The organism is Herbaspirillum sp. RTI4 (genome assembly GCF_034313965.1).
Lineage (GTDB): Bacteria > Pseudomonadota > Gammaproteobacteria > Burkholderiales > Burkholderiaceae_D > Herbaspirillum.
Genome location: NZ_JAVIWQ010000002.1, coordinates 551091 through 567672, shown reverse-complemented (window position 1 = coordinate 567672; position 16582 = coordinate 551091). Strand labels below are relative to the sequence as shown.

Here is a 16582-nt window from a genome sequence, read left to right as displayed (position 1 = left end):
AAACCTTATCAGTAGGGTTGAAAAGAAAAACTATTGTCAGAAAGAAACTTCTGACGAATCGATGTGAGCGACAGACAGCAAAGCGAACTGGTTTAGTTGTTTAAGATTGAGTTCACTGCAGCCGACAAAAAAGAAAACACGCTATCAGAGAGACGAACGACGTAGTCAAAACAGAGATAAAACTAAAGCAATAAACATCTGTATCAAGCCATACGAAAGAAAAGTGCAATGCCGCGGGCCACAGCAATCGTGACCCGCCGCGAAATGTCCCCTGCCCTATAGGACAGAGAACAACACTAGATTACTTCCAGGCAGCACACTTCGACTCAGCCTTAGTAGTCCATGCCTGCTCGGCAGGAATCGTCTGAACCAGCTTGTAGTAGTCCCAAGGGTACTTGGATTCAGCCGGTGTTTTGACCTGGAACAAGTACATGTCATGAACAACGCGGCCGTCACCACGCAAATAACCGTTCTTTTGGTAGACGTCGGTGAACTTGGTCTTTTTCATTTGCGCCAGTACCTTGTCGGTATCGTCGCTGCCCACTGCTTTGACTGCCATCAGATACTGCAAGGCAGCGGAATAGTCAGCAGCTTGCAGACTGGATGGCATCTTTTTCTGTTTGGAAAAATACTTCTGCGACCATGCGCGGGTTTGCTCGTTCTGATCCCAGTACCAGCTATCAGTCAAATACAAACCTTGCGTGGTTTTCAGCGTCAAGGAATGAATATCGTTGATGAACACCAGCAGGCCAGCCAGTTTTGCGGTTTTTGTCACGCCAAATTCGTTAGCTGCTTTGACCGCATTGATGAAATCGCCGCCGGCATTCGCCAAACCAATGATTTGCGCCTTGGATGATTGTGCTTGCAGCATGAAAGACGAGAAATCGGATGCGCCCAGAGGGTGCTTAACCGAACCCAGCACCGTACCGCCAGAGGCCTTGACCACGGTCGATGTGTCGCTTTCGAGTGACGCGCCAAACGCATAATCGGCTGTCAGGAAGAACCAAGTCTTACCGCCCTGCTTAACCACTGCTGAACCAGTACCTTTAGCCAAAGCAACAGTATCGTAAGCGTAGTGAACGGTATAAGGAGAGCATTCTTCATTGGTCAGACGCGCCGAACCAGCACCATTTTCAATGAAAATCTTTTTCTTTTCGGAGGCCACTTTCGCCATGGACAATGCAGTGCCGGAATTGGTACCACCGATCAGAACGTCCACCCCTTGTTGATCAAACCATTCGCGGGCGCGACTGGCTGCAACGTCGGCTTTGTTTTGATGGTCGGCAACGACCAGTTCGATTTTCTTGCCATTGATAGCGCCACCCATTTCAGCGATTGCCATCTTGATAGCTTCCGCGCCGCCCTGACCATCAATATCCGAATACACACCGGAGATGTCGGTAATGAAACCGATCTTGATGACATCGCCGGAAATCTGCGCAGATACTGGTGCCGCAAAGGCAGCCGCTGCAACCGCGGTCGCGATTGCAAAAGCCATTTTATTGAGTTTCATTTTTTATCTCCTGGTGGGTGAAGCTATGCGAACAGAGGTCAAGGTAATACGCATGCAGCATGCTTACATGAAACTTAAAGAAGCTTCGTCAAAACTGATTGCACGCAAGCAAGTGAAATCCTGGTCAAACGCCCAGCAATTCGTTGAGTCGATGGGATTTAGCATCCAGTTCCGAAGAAGCGAAAGACTCAACAATCTGGCCATGCTCGACGACATAGAAACGATCTGCCAGCGGTGCGGCAAAACGGAAATTTTGTTCTACCATCACGATGGTGTAGCCCTTGGACTTCAGCGTCGTAATCATGCGTGCAAGGGTTTGCACGATCACCGGAGCAAGTCCTTCGGAAATTTCATCCAGGAGAAGCAGACGAGCGCCCGTACGCAAAATACGTGCGACTGCCAGCATCTGCTGTTCGCCGCCTGACAAACGGGTGCCTTGACTGTGCTTGCGCTCTTCCAGGTTGGGGAACATCTCGTAAATTTCTGCAACCGACATCCCTTTGTCCGTCTTCGAGACCGAAGGTGGCAGCATCAGATTTTCTTCCGTGGAAAGCGAAGAGAAGATGCCCCGCTCTTCAGGACAGTAGCCCACACCTTGATGCGCAATTTTGTAAGTTGGCAAGGCGATGGTTTCGACGCCGTTAATCTTGATGGAACCAGTGCGCGCACCTGTCAAACCCATGATGGAGCGCAAAGTAGTGGTGCGACCGGCACCGTTACGGCCCAGCAGCGTTACGACTTCACCGCGACCAACGGTCAAATTCACATTGTGGAGGATGTGCGACTCACCATACCAGGCTTGTAAATTGCTGATTTCAAGGGCGGGAACATGAGTTGAAGTAGCCGAATTTTTGCCAGTCGGTGCAGGTGCTGCAATAACTTCACTCATCAATGCGCTCCTTCAAGCTCAGCAGTGCTAGTACCCATATAGGCTTCCATCACTTGCGGGTTTTTCGATACTTCTTCGTAACGACCCTCAGCAAGTACTGCGCCGCGTTGCAAAACACTAATGCGATCGCAAATACCCGCGATCACATTCATATTGTGTTCCACCATGAGGATGGTACGACCCACTGACACCTTCTTGATCAAAGCAGTCACGCGATCGACATCTTCATGACCCATGCCTTGTGTAGGTTCATCAAGCAGCATCAGCTCAGGCTCCATCGCCAATGTCGTGGCAATTTCCAGAGCGCGTTTGCGGCCGTAGGGCAAATCAACCGTAATCGTGTCAGCGAATTCGCTGAGATCAACTTCCTCAAGCAGCGCCATAGCGCGCTCATTCAATTGATTCAGAGAGGCAGAACTTTTCCAGAAGTGGAAGGAAGTACCAAGGCTGCGTTGCAGGCCAATACGGACATTTTCCATCACGCTGAGGTAAGGAAACACTGCCGAGATTTGGAATGAACGGATAATGCCCTGGCGGGCAATTTGCGCCGGCGCTGCCGACGTGATGTCTTTCCCGTTAAACAATATCTGGCCTGAGGTAGGTTCCAGAAATTTGGTAAGCAAATTGAAACAGGTAGTTTTACCAGCTCCATTAGGGCCGATCAGCGCGTGAATATGGCCGCGTTCAATTTGTAAATTGACCGCACTCACTGCCGTAAAGCCCTTGAAATCTTTGGTCAGATTCTTGGTTTCAAGAATGACATCACTCATCGTCTCATCCAATCATGTATCGACTGGCATGCAATCCCCCCGGACGTGTCTCCATCCCGTAGGGGACAGACTTTCGAAACCGAGGTGATATATGCCTGCCTTGGCGGTCACTTCACTCTTTTGGTGTTTTTGGCGACCGTAATAATTCGAAATTATTACTCGAACAAATTTAATTCTGGCTGCATGGTATCCGAGCTATCGGGTTCCGACAATACGCAATTTTACGGATAATTGCGCGGAGTCAATTCTGGGCAAGCCAGTTGCAGAAAATACCTGAAGCAGAGAGATTACTTTACTTTGCCGTTTCGTATCATTTGCGCGGCTTTTTCAGCAATCATCAAGGTAGGCGTATTGGTGTTACCTGAGGTGATAGTGGGCATCACTGAAGCATCGACTACACGTAGGCCACGCACCCCCCTCACCCGCAGCTGACTATCAACCACTGCCAGCGGATCATCTGTGTGCCCCATTGCACAAGTACCTACAGGGTGAAAAATGGTTGTACCAATCTCAGCGGCCGCCTGTGTCAGCTCAGCTTCAGTTTGATAGGCTGAACCCGGCTTGTACTCTTGCGGCTGGTATTTTTGCAAAGAGGACGCCGCCACAATGCGCCGCGTTAGACGAATAGAATCCGCAGCAACTTGACGATCTGCCTCGGTAGAAAGATAGTTAAGCGTAATTTTTGGGGCTTCTGTAGAACCGCCTGCAACACGGACGTGGCCACGGGAAGTTGGCCTTAAATTACACACGCTCGCAGTAAATGCCGGGAAGGTATGTAACGCATCCCCAAATTTCTCCAGAGACAAGGGTTGAACGTGGTACTGAAGATTGGCCGTTTTTTGCCCAGGATCGGATTTGGCAAAAGCACCTAATTGCGACGGCGCCATGGACATAGGGCCCGACCTGAACATCGCATATTCCATACCGATTTTGAATTTTCCAAACCAACTGTTGGCCAGTATGTTCAAGGTTTTTACACCGTTAACTTTAAAAACCATGCGCAGTTGAAGATGATCCTGCAAATTCTCACCGACACCAGATAGCTCATGCACCACCGGAATAGCATGCTGTTGCAGTAAAGAACCCGGTCCTATTCCGGACATCTGGAGAATCTGTGGTGATCCTATCGCCCCTGCCGTCAGCAATGTTTCTTGCGTTGCTTCAGCGAACCACTGACGCCCACCCCCGGTAAACTCAACACCGCTGCAGCGAGGGCCGTTTTCGTCGGTTTCGATGCGACAACGCGTCACATGGCAACCCGTCATGATTTCCAGATTGCCGTATTGCATAGCAGGCTTAAGGAAGGCTTTCGCCGTATTCCAGCGTATGCCGCGTTTTTGATTGACGTCGAAATAACTGGAACCTTCGTTGTCGCCACGATTGAAGTCATCAATCTTGGGAATGCCTACTTCTGCCGCTGCATCACGAAACGCGTCCAACAAGTCCCATGACAGCCTCTGCTTTTCGACGCGCCATTCACCGCCAGCGCCATGCATTGCATCAGCGCCTTTGTAATAATCTTCACTTTTCTTGAAAACCGGCACGACCTTATCCCAACTCCAACTATCGTCCCCGGTAGCAGATGCCCACTGGTCGTAATCGCGAGCCTGGCCACGCATGTAAATCATGCCATTGATGGAAGAAGATCCCCCGAGTACTTTGCCACGCGGATAAAGCAGACTGCGTCCTTGCAGGCCAATGTCTGCCTCCGTACGGAAACGCCAGTCAGTGCGTGGGTTGTCGATGCAATACAGGTATCCGACAGGAATGTGAATCCACAGGTAATCGTCTTTTGCACCGGCTTCAATCAGAAGGACTTTGACATCCTTATCCCTGCTCAGCCGATTAGCCAACACACAACCGGCCGTTCCGGCGCCGATAACGATATAGTCGTATTTGCCTGCTGATTCCATTCCTGTCCCCTCTTGTCTGATTGCTTTTACTTGGCGACGGGCATGGTGAATTCCGCCCCTTTACCGATGCTGGTCGACCAGCGCTGCATGATGGATTTGTAGCGGGTGTAAAAACGGATGCCTTCTTCGCCGTAGGCGTGGCTGTCACCGAACAAGGATCGTTTCCAGCCACCAAAAGAATGCCAGGCCATAGGCACAGGGATAGGCACGTTGATACCGACCATGCCCACTTCAATTCGACGCGAGAACTCACGCGCCGTATTGCCGTCTGCGGTGAAGAGGGAAACGCCATTGCCATATTCATGCGCATTGATCAATTTGACCGCTGCTGCAAAATCGGGAACACGCACCACGCACAGAACCGGCCCGAAAATCTCTTCCTGATAAATCTTCATGTCGGCAGTAACGTGATCGAACAAAGTACCACCGAGGAAGAAACCATTTTCATGGCCGGCAACGCGCAAACCACGACCATCGACCAGCAACTTGGCACCTGCGCGCTCGCCCTCTTCGATATAGCCCTCTACCTTGGCTTTATGCACGGCACTGACTAACGGCCCCATTTCAGCATCAGCTTCCACACCATTCTTGATCACCAGAGCCTTTACACGGGGCACCAGCGCCGCAATCAGCTCATCTGCCACCGACCCTACGGCAACAGCCACAGAAATCGCCATACAGCGCTCTCCTGCAGAACCGTAGGCAGCGCCGATCAGTGCATCGACAGCTTGCTCCAGATTGGCATCCGGCATAACGACCAGATGGTTTTTTGCCCCGCCCAGTGCCTGAGCGCGTAATGGGTAGGGACCTGCACGCAAAGTCGCCTGTTGATAAATGTATTCCGCGATAGGTGTTGAACCTACAAAGGAGACCGCCTTGACATCCGGATGCTGCAATAGAGCATCAACCGCGACTTTATCCCCTTGCACCACATTGAAAACACCGTCTGGGAGCCCAGCACGTTTGAACATATCCGCCAGCAACAAGGAAGGGGAAGGATCCCGTTCCGAAGGTTTCAGGATGAAGCTGTTGCCAGTAGCAATAGCGACCGGGGCCATCCATAGAGGCACCATCACGGGAAAGTTGAAGGGTGTGATGCCGACTGTAACGCCCAAGGGCTGACGCAAATTCCAGTTATCGATACCACCACCGATGTTGTCGCTGAATTGCGTTTTCATCAATTGCGGTATGCCGCACGCAAATTCGACGACTTCCAGGCCACGGGTGACTTCGCCCTTTGCGTCGGATAAGACTTTTCCATGCTCACTGGTAATCGACGCAGCAAGGGCATCTTGCTGCTGTTCCATTATTTGTTTGAGATTAAACAAAATTCTGGCGCGCTTGAGCGGCGCCGTTTCACCCCATGCAGGGGCTGCTGACTGCGCAGACGCAACAGCCGTATTGACATCTTCAATACTGGCTAAACCCACACGCCCCGTCACTTCACCGGTTGCCGGATTGAACACATCCTGCTCGCGGCCACTGGTCGATGCCGTCAAACGGCCATGAATGAAATGCTGGAGCGGGGTAGTCATAAGCAAGCCTTTTAATAAAAGTTAGGTTTAATGTAATTTAGGAGCATATCGACGAATTTAATATAAATCCAATCAGTAATTATCAACGTCAATATTAGTAAAACTTATAATAAGGGCTTGATTCCGCACGTCCCAAACAAGTCAACACCCTCGTTTTCAGAAAGAAGCATCATGGACCTCACACAACTTCGCGCTTTCGTGACAGTGGCACAGGAAGGTAATCTCACTCGTGCCGCAGAACAATTGCATGTGAGTCAACCGGCAGTCAGCTTACAGCTCAAAACCTTGCAACAAGATTTAAATCTTGTTTTATTCAAGCGCACTCCTACCGGAATGAAATTGACAGACGATGGTTTGAAACTGCTTCCACAAGCGCAAAAATTATTGTCCGGAATGCAGGACTTCAAACAATCTGCCCATGCTTTGCAAATACAGCCGCTGAGGCTGAAAGACAAACTTTCCATAGGGACCATACTGGATCCCGAATTTATACGACTGGGGGCCTTCCTGAAGCGTCTGGTGGAGCAACAGCCGGCTATCGCTACCCGGTTACAGCACCATATGTCAGGCGGAGTGTTGCAGCATGTGCGCAGTGGGGAGCTGGATGTGGGCTTTTATCTTGGAGAGCCAGGCAAAGGTTTTCATGCGCTGACACTCACTTCTTTTACTTACAGCGTCATAGCCCCAGCCGGCTGGAAACAACGCGTTGTGGACAAAAACTGGAAACAATTGGCAAGTCTGCCGTGGATCTGGACTCCCCCTGAGTCTGCGCATCATCGTTTGCTGAGCAAAATTTTTCAGCAATATAAAGTTAATCCAGACAAAGTCGCTCTGGTCGACCAGGAAGCCTCCATGTTGGATTTGGTGAAATCTGGCGTGGGTTTGTCGCTTGCAAGAACTTCAATAGCGCTCAATCAGGCGCAAGCGCATGGACTGGTCATTGCTAACGCCGTTAGCCTATCGACTGAACTGTCGTTCGTCGTTCTTGAAAAACGCTTTAACGAATCGGCAATTGCAGCGGCATTCGATATTGTTAAAAATTTGTGGCAATGAAACTGTCGGTTTGAGTTTCCAAATATGTTGTTTCGGGATGTTTTGGTTTGAGATGGCTTTATCGTGTTCTTAAATTAAAAGCTTATATATATAAATAGTAGTAATAGTAGGGAGTGCAAAATTTGTGGATAACTGGTTTTTCTCTTTTATTTTCAAGTACTTGGTTCGAAAATAAATGCTTCGTAAACTCTGTATGGAAGGAGGATGAATTCAGGATAAAAAAAGACAAGGCGATTTTTTTGTTAGTTGTTCATTAATAGCTAACAGCTTATCCACAGAGTTATTAACAAGACTTGTTTTGAATAAAGTTGTTTTCCGTTTTTAAAAAAAGAAAAAATCCCCTCAGTTTGAAAAAATCCCGTTTTTGATTTATTAAGTTAACAGCTTATATATATAAATAGTAATAATAGTAGGCATTCGCTAAATTGTGGATAAGTCACTATTCCTCTTTATATACAGGTACTTATCGCGAAAATAAGTGACTTGTAAACTCTGTATGAACGCAGGATGAGTTTGGGATAAAAACGGAAGGGGGGTAAATGGCGGGAGTTGTCCAATAATGCTCAACAGCTTATCCCCAGGCTTATCCACAGCCGAAACAAGGGCTTGCTTCAAGCGACAGACAGAAAGTGGGGAAGAGAGCGACGTGCCTGCTGGCTTGCCAGAAAGCATTCAGCAAGCCAGTGCAGTCGTTTTAGTTGGTAGGACCTGGAAGCGGCGCAGCCGTAACAGGAACGGCTGCGAGGGGTTTGATGCCGGCTTTGACAAGAAACTGGCTGCAGTTATCATCGTTGCTCGATCCTGCGTACATTAAGGGCAGCAAAGCCGCCGGAGCCGCCAGCAGTCCCAGCGCCAGAGCGCCACCTGCACGCAAAGCAAGCACGCCCTTGTCGACGCTGATATCCGGCTGGTTAAAGCTGCCAGTAACGTAAAGCGGAGCATTCAGGGAAAAAATACGGATGCCCTTGCTTTTGGGATTGATCTTCAAGGCGATCACTTCCTTGTTCAGATTGATCTGGCCTGTGACGGATATGAGCGCGTCTTCGGTATCGAGAAGGAAGGTACGTGCATCCATGACCCCATGACTGATATTGAAATCGCTGACAAGGCAGTTCAATTTCACCTGCTTGTCTCCGAACATCTTGGAAACAGCAATATTTCCCAGATTCAGCCCCATTTCTTCCAGCAATAACTTGCTGATAGCCCCTTGGTTGATCAAAGTCTTTAGTTCACCGTTCGAATTCCCCAGCATCATTGCAACGGAATCACCAGAGGCTGATAGGTGAGCATCTCCGTTAATTTCGCCGAAACTTGTTTGATTCACTTCCAGCGCCGGGAATAACTTTTGAATTTTTAGATGCCGTGCTGACACGGTAACTGCCGCATTAATGCGTTCCGAACGTCCATCCAGAATTGCCTTGGAAACCAGTTGGCCATCAGCCATAGAAAAATTAAGTGGTGACAGCGTCAGTACTTTATCTTTCATGCGAATAGTCGTGACCAAGTCGGAAAAATGCAGATTTTTGTCTTTCACGATTTGCCGGGCCGTGAACTGGATATCGGCGTCTAGCGCATCCCAGTTGGCTGTTTGAAACTGCATCTGTGGCAGCACTTTTCCTGTAGGTTGCCTTTCTTCCGCGCCGCGCTGCTGTTTGGACGCATTCGAATCAGCACCAATGACCGGGCCTAAATCCTGTAGTCGCAGCAGACGCGACGCTACTTTGCCGCTCAAAACAGGGCGGGCCTGTGGACTGGTTTCGTATTGCACCGAACCGCTCAGATCGCTGGCACCCACCTTGCCGGAAAATTGATCGTAGGTCCAAAGGCTGTGGACTTTATCCAATTGCCCGGTTAAATGCCCTTCCGTGTGGAAGGGCGGTGTCTGCGGCAACAAGATGCCCGTGAGGGGAAACAGATGCGCCATGCTGTCGCTCGATAAACTGAGTTGCAGATCAATTGCTGCCAGATTGTTTGGTTTTGTCAGGTTACCTTTGAACGCAATAGCGCTTTTACCGAGCTGCACTTTAGCTTCCAGCGGAAAAGGGACGGCTTCATTTTGCAGCGAAAGTACGGAACCCGCCTTACCGTTGCCGACAATGGGCGCGCCGTTGTAATCACCATTCACCGACCATAGCAAGCCATAACTGCCCGGGAGCGCCTGCGGTAAGGTGTCCATCAGCATGCGAGCGCGAATTTTCAGGAAGGCGTCGTTGAGTTGCACCGATCCTTTGTTGATAGCAATGCGTTCCAGGCGAACATTCCATGCGGAAGGAGGTAATACTTTGAAGGTCCAGTTATTTTGTAAGGATTTACTGCGAGAGAGAGAAAGCGACGGGGCATCCATTTCCAGTGTCGGTAACACGATGTTCATCTGCAACAAGGGCAACAGTTCTACGCTGAAGCGCAAACGGTCTATTTTCAGCATGTCCTCGGTAGCAGATGCCCCATCAGGATTGGACAGGCGAATATCCTGTGCTGTAATTTCTGGCAGAGGTATCCAGCCTTGATGGGCTGTTTGTGATTTCTTCCACTCCAAAGAAAGCGGGCCGTTAATAGCAAAATGCCGACCAGTATTGTTACTGATGCGCTGATTTAACCAAGGCTTGAAACGGTCGATATCGAGGTTGAGCAAGATGGCCGCGCACAGAATAATCAGAGTGACGATAAAGGCAAAAAACCAGGCGACGTATTTGGGGAGAGAGTGCATGTGAGTCCTGATAGACCTAATAAGTCTGATTTTTAAGTATCAATACGACCGAATTCGTCGTGTGTGGTGGCGCTCAAGTGCGCTCGCAGCCATTTATGGGCCGGATTGCGGGCATCGCGCTCATGCCAGAGCATATCGACATGCTCTTGTGGGGTCTGAAACGGTAATTCCTTGACGACCAGCGCTTCCGTCATTCCTGTGGCGGCGATCAGATGGCGCGGTAATACCGTGATCAGATCGGAACTGGCAACGATGCGACCCGCAGTAAAAAATTGGTTCACGGTCAATAAAATACGCCGTTCGCGGTTCATGCTGGCCAGCACATCGTCAATAACAGCGTGCGGCTTGCCTGAAAGACTCACGAGCAAATGATCGGCAGCGCAATACCGGTCCAGCGTCATTTCTTGCGTTGCTAAAGGATGGTTCTTGTTCATCACGCAGACATAGTGGCCGGTATACAGACGCTGATGGCTGATTTGCGTTTTTGCCATGCCGCCATCGGCAAGTTGTGCCGCAACGCCCGGGAAAAACCCAATTGCCAGATCAACATCACCGCGCAATAGCATCGAGCGTGGGTCGCGGGTGGTCAACGGCATCATGCGGATTTTAAGTTGTGGGGCCTCACGCAGTATGGTGCGCACCAGCGACGGTAGCCACAGAGCGGCTGTCGCATCCACCATCGCCATGCGAAAGGTGTTCTGGGCGCGCGTCACGTCAAAGGTCTCCGGCGTAATAATCGCCTCCAGTTCCGATAAGGCCCGGCGTATGGTCGGCCAGAGCTCTTCGGCGCGGGGTGTTGGCTTTACGCCGTGTGCGGTACGGATCAGTAAGTCATCGTGCAGGGAATCGCGCAAACGCTTCAAGGCATTCGATACCGCCGGCTGTGTCATCGCCAGCAGATTGGCGGCGCGTGTCAGGTTTTGTTCGGTCATTACAGCGTCGAAGACGCGTAACAAGTTGAGATCGAGAGTCAGAAAGTTCATGGCAGTCCTGCAAATTGACGGTGTCGATGACGGTGAAGGTGCGGGGGCGAAGGTCGCAATAGCCGCTAGCGCTGAGGCTGATAACGCATGCAAAACACATTCATGAACAATATAACTGTTATCGCCAATCAAAATTGGAAATTATTCGAGGGGATCATTACACTGCAATGCAACATTAACGCATTTAGAGATGAAATTCATAGGGATGCAGTGCCGCGTTAGCGCCAGCCCCTACATTGAAAATCAACTACCAAGGAATACATCATGAGCACCCTGACCGCTTCTTACTCTTCCCACACCAGTCTTGTTAGCAAGATCCGCACTGTATTGCATACATTGTCCATCGCTATTGCAGCAAACAAGAAACAACGCTTGCTGAATGCGCAAAACCTGCATGCGGATCGTGAACTGGCCTATTTGAACAGCATGAGCAACAGCATGGAAGCAACGCAACCGAATCTGGCGGCAGAATTGCGCTTCATTGCATCACGCGGTTAATAACCCGCCAAACGTACGTTAATCACTCGCTGATCGTCGGTTGAAAGCGGAGAAAAGAGTTCTTTCCGCGCCGCACAAAAAGCATGACCGATTTGCCTCGCTGTTGAGTTGCCCTGCGGCCACAACGACAGCCGCAATGAAACAACAGCAGGCAATCACTAAAGAAAGCAACACCATGTTCCTGACCAACTTAGCCTTCCCAATGGAAGCAATTGAAGCTGCGGCCCCTTTCGCACAAACGGTAGCCGGCGCAACAATCGCACTGGTTCGCCCTGTTTTGGGTGTTGGAGCCCTGGCCACATTATTAGTGGTATTCAAACCGCTGGTTGCAGGGGTATTGCGCGCATTGTTGGTGCTGTTCAAGCCAAGGCAGTCTTTGGCAGAACGCCGTGAAAAACACCGCTTTGAAGGCTTGCGCATAATGAACCGTATGGCCAACCACTATAACAATAGCCAACCAGGACTTGCTGCGGAGTTGCGCGCTATTGCTGCCCGCGATTAATTTTGGCTTGTAAAACTGCTTAGCGTAAGACTGTTAGTAAGGCTATACCAAGAAGTAAGATTTGCCGTAAAACGAACCTCGCCTGTTTTTACATGCGGGGTTTTTTTATTGATGCCGGGGGTGTAGCGGTTAATCCTCTGTTCAAAGCTGAAAAAAACGCTGGCAGTAATTTATATTTTTCGAGCCGCAGTCGCGTGTTACCGTAACCAGCTAAGAAAACGCAGCCCATCCCTCCACCCTTATCCGCTACAGCTTGACCAAACAGACATGTGCCAGTTACTCGGGATGAATTGCAATACGCCCACTGATATCGTTTTTAGCTTTACCGGTTTCGCAACACGCGGGGGTTTGACCGATCATCACAGCGATGGCTGGGGCATCGCCTTCTTCGAAGGCTCTGGCGTACGCCATTTCGTCGATTATCAGGCGGCGGTAACGTCGCCCGTAGCCGATCTTATCCGTCGCTGCCCGATCAAATCGCAGCACGTTATTGCCCATATCCGTAAAGCAACCCAAGGACGAGTCACACTCGCCAATTGTCACCCGTTTGTCCGGGAACTGTGGGGGCGTTACTGGGTGTTTGCGCATAACGGGGACTTGAAGAATTTCAACCCGACGCTGGATGGCCCTTATCGGCCCGTCGGAACCACTGACAGCGAACACGCCTTTTGCTACCTTTTGCAAGAATTACAACGTACGTTCGGTTCTGCCTTGCCACCCCTGGCAGACTTGCGCGCGGAGTTAGCACGGCTGATGCCACTAATTGCAGCACACGGCGCATTTAACATGCTGTTGTCGGATGGCTCTGCGCTGTTTGCACATTGCTCCACCAATCTGTACTACGTAATTCGCCAGCACCCCTTCACCACCGCCAAGTTATCGGATGAAGACCTGAGTGTCGACTTCGCCGAGGTCACGACTACCAATGATCGGGTGGCGGTCATCGTCACCCAACCGCTGACGACCAACGAAACCTGGACGGCGTTTCAAAGCGGTGAACTCATCACGTTCATCGACGGAGAAGTTGCATAAGCTTAAACGGTTCATGTAATAAAAATCTGTTCGTAAAAAAGAAGCCGCCTGTGGATAACTTTCGCTGTCGGGAGTAAAATGACCTACCGTGCATCAAGCGGCCATGTCCTCTTCGTTGAACAGGCATGCCGGTAAAATTAATAGCACGCGGCAGCTGAAACAGCTGGCAGTTCCTGAATCAATACCACCCCGTACCCCCATATTGTCTGCTGCCACTCGTTGGCAGCGGATGCGCTTTTCACCTCTTGTCATAAGTAGATTCATGGAAAATTTCTGGCAGGCTTGCTCTGCGCAATTAGAGCAAGAGCTGACGCCCCAGCAGTACAGTGCCTGGATCAAGCCGCTGGTACCGCTGGACTACGAAGACGGCCGGCTGCGCATTGCCGCGCCTAATCGCTTCAAGCTCGACTGGGTCAAGACGCAGTTCGCGAGCCGTATTACAGCAATCGCCGCATCGTATTGGGAAATGGCGATCGATGTGCAATTCGTCCTCGATCCACGCGGCGCTAAAAAAACCGCGCCCGTTGCTTATCCGGCCGGTAATACCGAGGCGGCTTCTTACGTCGCGTCTCAACAGAGGTCTCCGGAAGCGCAAGCACCGGTTGTGCCACGTCAAGACCTGTCGCGCATCAACGATGTCCTGACTTTCGATAACTTCGTCACCGGAAAAGCCAACCAGCTGGCGCGCGCCGCCGCAACCCAGGTCGCGAATAATCCCGGGGTGTCCTACAACCCGCTATTTCTCTACGGCGGCGTCGGATTGGGCAAAACCCATCTGATTCACGCAATCGGCAACCAGGTCCTTATCGACAATCCGTCGGCAAAAATCCGCTACATCCACGCCGAGCAATATGTGCGCGACGTGGTGACGGCCTATCAGCGCAAGGGTTTCGACGACTTCAAGCGCTACTATCATTCACTCGATTTGTTGCTGATTGACGATATTCAATTTTTCGGCGGCAAGAGCCGCACGCAGGAAGAATTCTTTTACGCATTCGAAGCGCTGATCGCCGCCAAAAAACAAATCATCATCACCAGCGATACCTACCCCAAGGAAATCACCGGCATGGACGAGCGCCTCACTTCGCGCTTCGACTCCGGCCTGACGGTAGCGATCGAACCGCCCGAGCTTGAAATGCGGGTTGCCATCCTGATGAAAAAAGCCACGCAGGAAGGGGTGCAGCTGAGCGATGACGTCGCCTTTTTCGTCGCCAAGCATTTGCGCTCTAACGTGCGCGAACTCGAAGGCGCGTTGCGCAAAATTCTGGCGTACTCGCGTTTTCACGGCAAGGACATCACCATTGACGTAGTCAAGGATGCTCTCAAGGACTTGCTCTCGGTGCAGAACCGACAAGTTTCAGTAGAGAACATCCAAAAGACCGTGGCTGACTTTTTCAATATCAAAGTCGCTGACATGTACTCCAAAAAACGGCCAGCCAACATTGCGCGGCCACGTCAGATCGCCATGTACCTGGCCAAAGAACTGACACAAAAAAGCTTGCCGGAAATCGGCGACTTGTTCGGTGGTCGCGATCACACCACCGTCTTGCATGCGGTACGCAAGATCACAGCGGACCGCCTCAAGAATCCCGAATGCAATCATGAGTTGCATGTGCTTGAGCAGACCCTGAAGGGTTAAAACAGCCGGGTCAGGGCTGATTTGATACAATGGCGAGTGCTTTTTTCACAAATCCGTACAGCAGCAGTAATAAGCTGACTATTTGGCGGTGATGCAAGATAAAAGCAGACTTTTGTACGGCGATAGCAAAAAATACATGCAGTTGATGCAATTTAGCAGCAGAGCTTGGAAATGTACTGAGAAGTGAATGGAATGAAGGCCGCAATACAGTCGTAATGAAGTCGCAATGCAGTCATGACACCCGGCGGCAAGCGCAAAAAAGCGCCTCTCAATGCAGTCGCCCCGGGCAACTTATCAACCACTCTTCGTAAGGGTTCGAGACTATGCAATTGGTCAAAACCAGCAGAGACACCATTCTCCGGCCACTGCAAATCGTGAGCGGTATTGTCGAGCGTCGGCACACATTGCCGATTCTGGCCAATATCCTCATACGCAAAGACGGCGAAAAGGTTTCCTTTCTGTCTACCGATATAGAAGTGCAGATCACGACGCACGCAGAAGTCGGTTCCGGCAGTGAAAGCGTCGCCACCACCGTCGCCGCGCGCAAACTGCTCGACATCCTGCGCGCCCTGCCTGACACCGGCGAAGTCACCATGACCTTGTCCAACAAGCGCCTTACGGTGCAATCGGGCAAGTCGCGCTTCGCACTGCAAACGCTGGCAGCGGAAGAGTTTCCGACCGTAGCCCAGGCCGAGCACTACAACGCCTCCGTCAGCCTGCCGCAAAAAACGCTCAAGCACCTGTTCAACATGGTTCATTTCTCCATGGCGCAACAGGACATCCGCTATTACCTCAACGGATTGCTGCTCGTCGTCGAAGGCAAAAACGTGATCGCCGTGGCCACTGACGGTCATCGTCTGGCTTTCTGCCAGGTCGAAACCGAACAGGATTTCCCGCGTCAGGAAGTCATCATCCCGCGCAAGACCATCATCGAACTGCAACGCTTATTAGGCGACAGCGATGAGCCGGTGCAGATCGACATTGCCAACAATCAGGTCAAGCTCGGCTTTGCCGATATCGAACTGATTTCCAAGCTGGTCGAGGGCAAATTCCCCGACTACACCCGCGTAGTGCCTAAAGGCTACAAAAACAACTTCACCATCGGACGCGATCAATTGCTGCGTTCCTTGCAACGCGCCGCCATCATGACCAGCGACAAGTTCAAGGGCGTGCGCTGGATTGTTGCACCGGGCAGCCTCAAGATCAGCTCCACCAATGCGGATCAGGAAGAAGCCGTCGAAGAACTGGAAATCGATTACGGCGGAGACAGCGTCGACATCGGCTTCAACGTCACCTATCTGCTCGACGTACTCAACAATCTGAAGTCCGACAGCGTCAACATCGCGCTGGGCGACGCCAACTCATCCGCACTGATCACCGTGCCTGAGCAAGCCGACTTCAAATACGTCGTCATGCCAATGCGCATCTAGCACCGCCGGGGACTTCGGTCCCCGCGGCAAGCGCCGCATTACCGCAAGGGGCCGCAACAGCGCGCCCCTTTGCCGCTTTTAAGAATTCAGTTTTACAAGTGATTTTGCAATTAGTTTT

13 protein-coding genes are annotated in these 16582 nt (G+C 50.9%); 6 read left to right on the top strand and 7 right to left on the bottom strand.

Annotated features, from left to right (window positions below; genetic code table 11):
* Window positions 1-301 precede the first annotated feature (301 nt).
* From RGU70_RS02725 to RGU70_RS02705, 5 genes are all read right to left on the bottom strand, one after another.
* Window positions 302-1513 (bottom strand): ABC transporter substrate-binding protein, encoded by a 1212-nt coding sequence (locus RGU70_RS02725; protein WP_322207882.1) that lies wholly within the window; start codon window positions 1511-1513, stop codon window positions 302-304.
* 124 nt (window positions 1514-1637) lie between these two features.
* The gene (locus tag RGU70_RS02720; RefSeq protein WP_322207881.1) at window positions 1638-2402 is read right to left on the bottom strand and encodes an ABC transporter ATP-binding protein; all 765 of its coding nucleotides are present in this window, start codon (window positions 2400-2402) and stop codon (window positions 1638-1640) included.
* The gene (locus RGU70_RS02715; protein ID WP_322207880.1) at window positions 2402-3172 is read right to left on the bottom strand and encodes an ABC transporter ATP-binding protein; all 771 of its coding nucleotides are present in this window, start codon (window positions 3170-3172) and stop codon (window positions 2402-2404) included. Before RGU70_RS02715 ends, RGU70_RS02720 begins: the two co-directional genes overlap by 1 nt.
* Before the next feature lie 287 nt (window positions 3173-3459).
* Window positions 3460-5085, bottom strand: a complete 1626-nt coding sequence (locus RGU70_RS02710; protein ID WP_322207879.1) for a GMC family oxidoreductase — start codon at window positions 5083-5085, stop codon at window positions 3460-3462.
* Window positions 5086-5111: 26 nt separating this feature from the next.
* A complete protein-coding gene (locus tag RGU70_RS02705) occupies window positions 5112-6620 on the bottom strand; it encodes a CoA-acylating methylmalonate-semialdehyde dehydrogenase (RefSeq protein ID WP_322207878.1) in 1509 nt (502 codons plus the stop codon).
* A 171-nt stretch (window positions 6621-6791) separates the two neighbouring features.
* Here RGU70_RS02705 and RGU70_RS02700 point away from each other — a divergent pair, with 171 nt between their 5' ends.
* The gene (locus RGU70_RS02700; RefSeq protein WP_322207877.1) at window positions 6792-7673 is read left to right on the top strand and encodes a LysR family transcriptional regulator; all 882 of its coding nucleotides are present in this window, start codon (window positions 6792-6794) and stop codon (window positions 7671-7673) included.
* 694 nt (window positions 7674-8367) lie between these two features.
* Here the strand turns inward: RGU70_RS02700 and RGU70_RS02695 are convergent.
* Complete coding sequence (locus tag RGU70_RS02695; RefSeq protein WP_322207876.1) at window positions 8368-10380, bottom strand: AsmA family protein; 2013 nt, start codon at window positions 10378-10380, stop codon at window positions 8368-8370.
* 32 nt (window positions 10381-10412) lie between these two features.
* Window positions 10413-11363: a LysR family transcriptional regulator gene (locus RGU70_RS02690; protein ID WP_322207875.1), complete on the bottom strand. Its 951-nt coding sequence runs from the start codon at window positions 11361-11363 to the stop codon at window positions 10413-10415.
* Window positions 11364-11627: 264 nt separating this feature from the next.
* Between RGU70_RS02690 and RGU70_RS02685 the strand changes: the two genes are divergently transcribed.
* The 5 genes from RGU70_RS02685 (at window position 11628) to dnaN (ending at window position 16464) form a co-directional block, all read left to right on the top strand.
* The gene (locus RGU70_RS02685) at window positions 11628-11861 is read left to right on the top strand and encodes a hypothetical protein (protein ID WP_322207874.1); all 234 of its coding nucleotides are present in this window, start codon (window positions 11628-11630) and stop codon (window positions 11859-11861) included.
* Window positions 11862-11997: 136 nt separating this feature from the next.
* A complete protein-coding gene (locus RGU70_RS02680; RefSeq protein WP_322207873.1) occupies window positions 11998-12363 on the top strand; it encodes a hypothetical protein in 366 nt (121 codons plus the stop codon).
* Between the two features lie 267 nt (window positions 12364-12630).
* A complete protein-coding gene (locus tag RGU70_RS02675; RefSeq protein WP_322207872.1) occupies window positions 12631-13395 on the top strand; it encodes a class II glutamine amidotransferase in 765 nt (254 codons plus the stop codon).
* A 262-nt stretch (window positions 13396-13657) separates the two neighbouring features.
* The gene (dnaA, locus tag RGU70_RS02670) at window positions 13658-15034 is read left to right on the top strand and encodes a chromosomal replication initiator protein DnaA (RefSeq protein ID WP_322207871.1); all 1377 of its coding nucleotides are present in this window, start codon (window positions 13658-13660) and stop codon (window positions 15032-15034) included.
* Window positions 15035-15357: 323 nt separating this feature from the next.
* Window positions 15358-16464, top strand: a complete 1107-nt coding sequence (dnaN, locus tag RGU70_RS02665) for a DNA polymerase III subunit beta (RefSeq protein ID WP_322207870.1) — start codon at window positions 15358-15360, stop codon at window positions 16462-16464.
* Window positions 16465-16582: the final 118 nt, after the last annotated feature.

Coding starts and splice junctions, on each gene's coding strand:
- RGU70_RS02705 (WP_322207878.1), bottom strand. CDS start 6,620: ATGACTACCCCGCTCCAGCATTTCATTCATGGCCGTTTGACGGCATCG.
- dnaA (WP_322207871.1), top strand. CDS start 13,658: ATGGAAAATTTCTGGCAGGCTTGCTCTGCGCAATTAGAGCAAGAGCTG.
- RGU70_RS02680 (WP_322207873.1), top strand. CDS start 11,998: ATGAAACAACAGCAGGCAATCACTAAAGAAAGCAACACCATGTTCCTG.
- RGU70_RS02725 (WP_322207882.1), bottom strand. CDS start 1,513: ATGAAACTCAATAAAATGGCTTTTGCAATCGCGACCGCGGTTGCAGCG.
- RGU70_RS02675 (WP_322207872.1), top strand. CDS start 12,631: ATGTGCCAGTTACTCGGGATGAATTGCAATACGCCCACTGATATCGTT.
- RGU70_RS02695 (WP_322207876.1), bottom strand. CDS start 10,380: ATGCACTCTCTCCCCAAATACGTCGCCTGGTTTTTTGCCTTTATCGTC.
- dnaN (WP_322207870.1), top strand. CDS start 15,358: ATGCAATTGGTCAAAACCAGCAGAGACACCATTCTCCGGCCACTGCAA.
- RGU70_RS02715 (WP_322207880.1), bottom strand. CDS start 3,172: ATGAGTGATGTCATTCTTGAAACCAAGAATCTGACCAAAGATTTCAAG.
- RGU70_RS02690 (WP_322207875.1), bottom strand. CDS start 11,363: ATGAACTTTCTGACTCTCGATCTCAACTTGTTACGCGTCTTCGACGCT.
- RGU70_RS02685 (WP_322207874.1), top strand. CDS start 11,628: ATGAGCACCCTGACCGCTTCTTACTCTTCCCACACCAGTCTTGTTAGC.
- RGU70_RS02710 (WP_322207879.1), bottom strand. CDS start 5,085: ATGGAATCAGCAGGCAAATACGACTATATCGTTATCGGCGCCGGAACG.
- RGU70_RS02700 (WP_322207877.1), top strand. CDS start 6,792: ATGGACCTCACACAACTTCGCGCTTTCGTGACAGTGGCACAGGAAGGT.
- RGU70_RS02720 (WP_322207881.1), bottom strand. CDS start 2,402: ATGAGTGAAGTTATTGCAGCACCTGCACCGACTGGCAAAAATTCGGCT.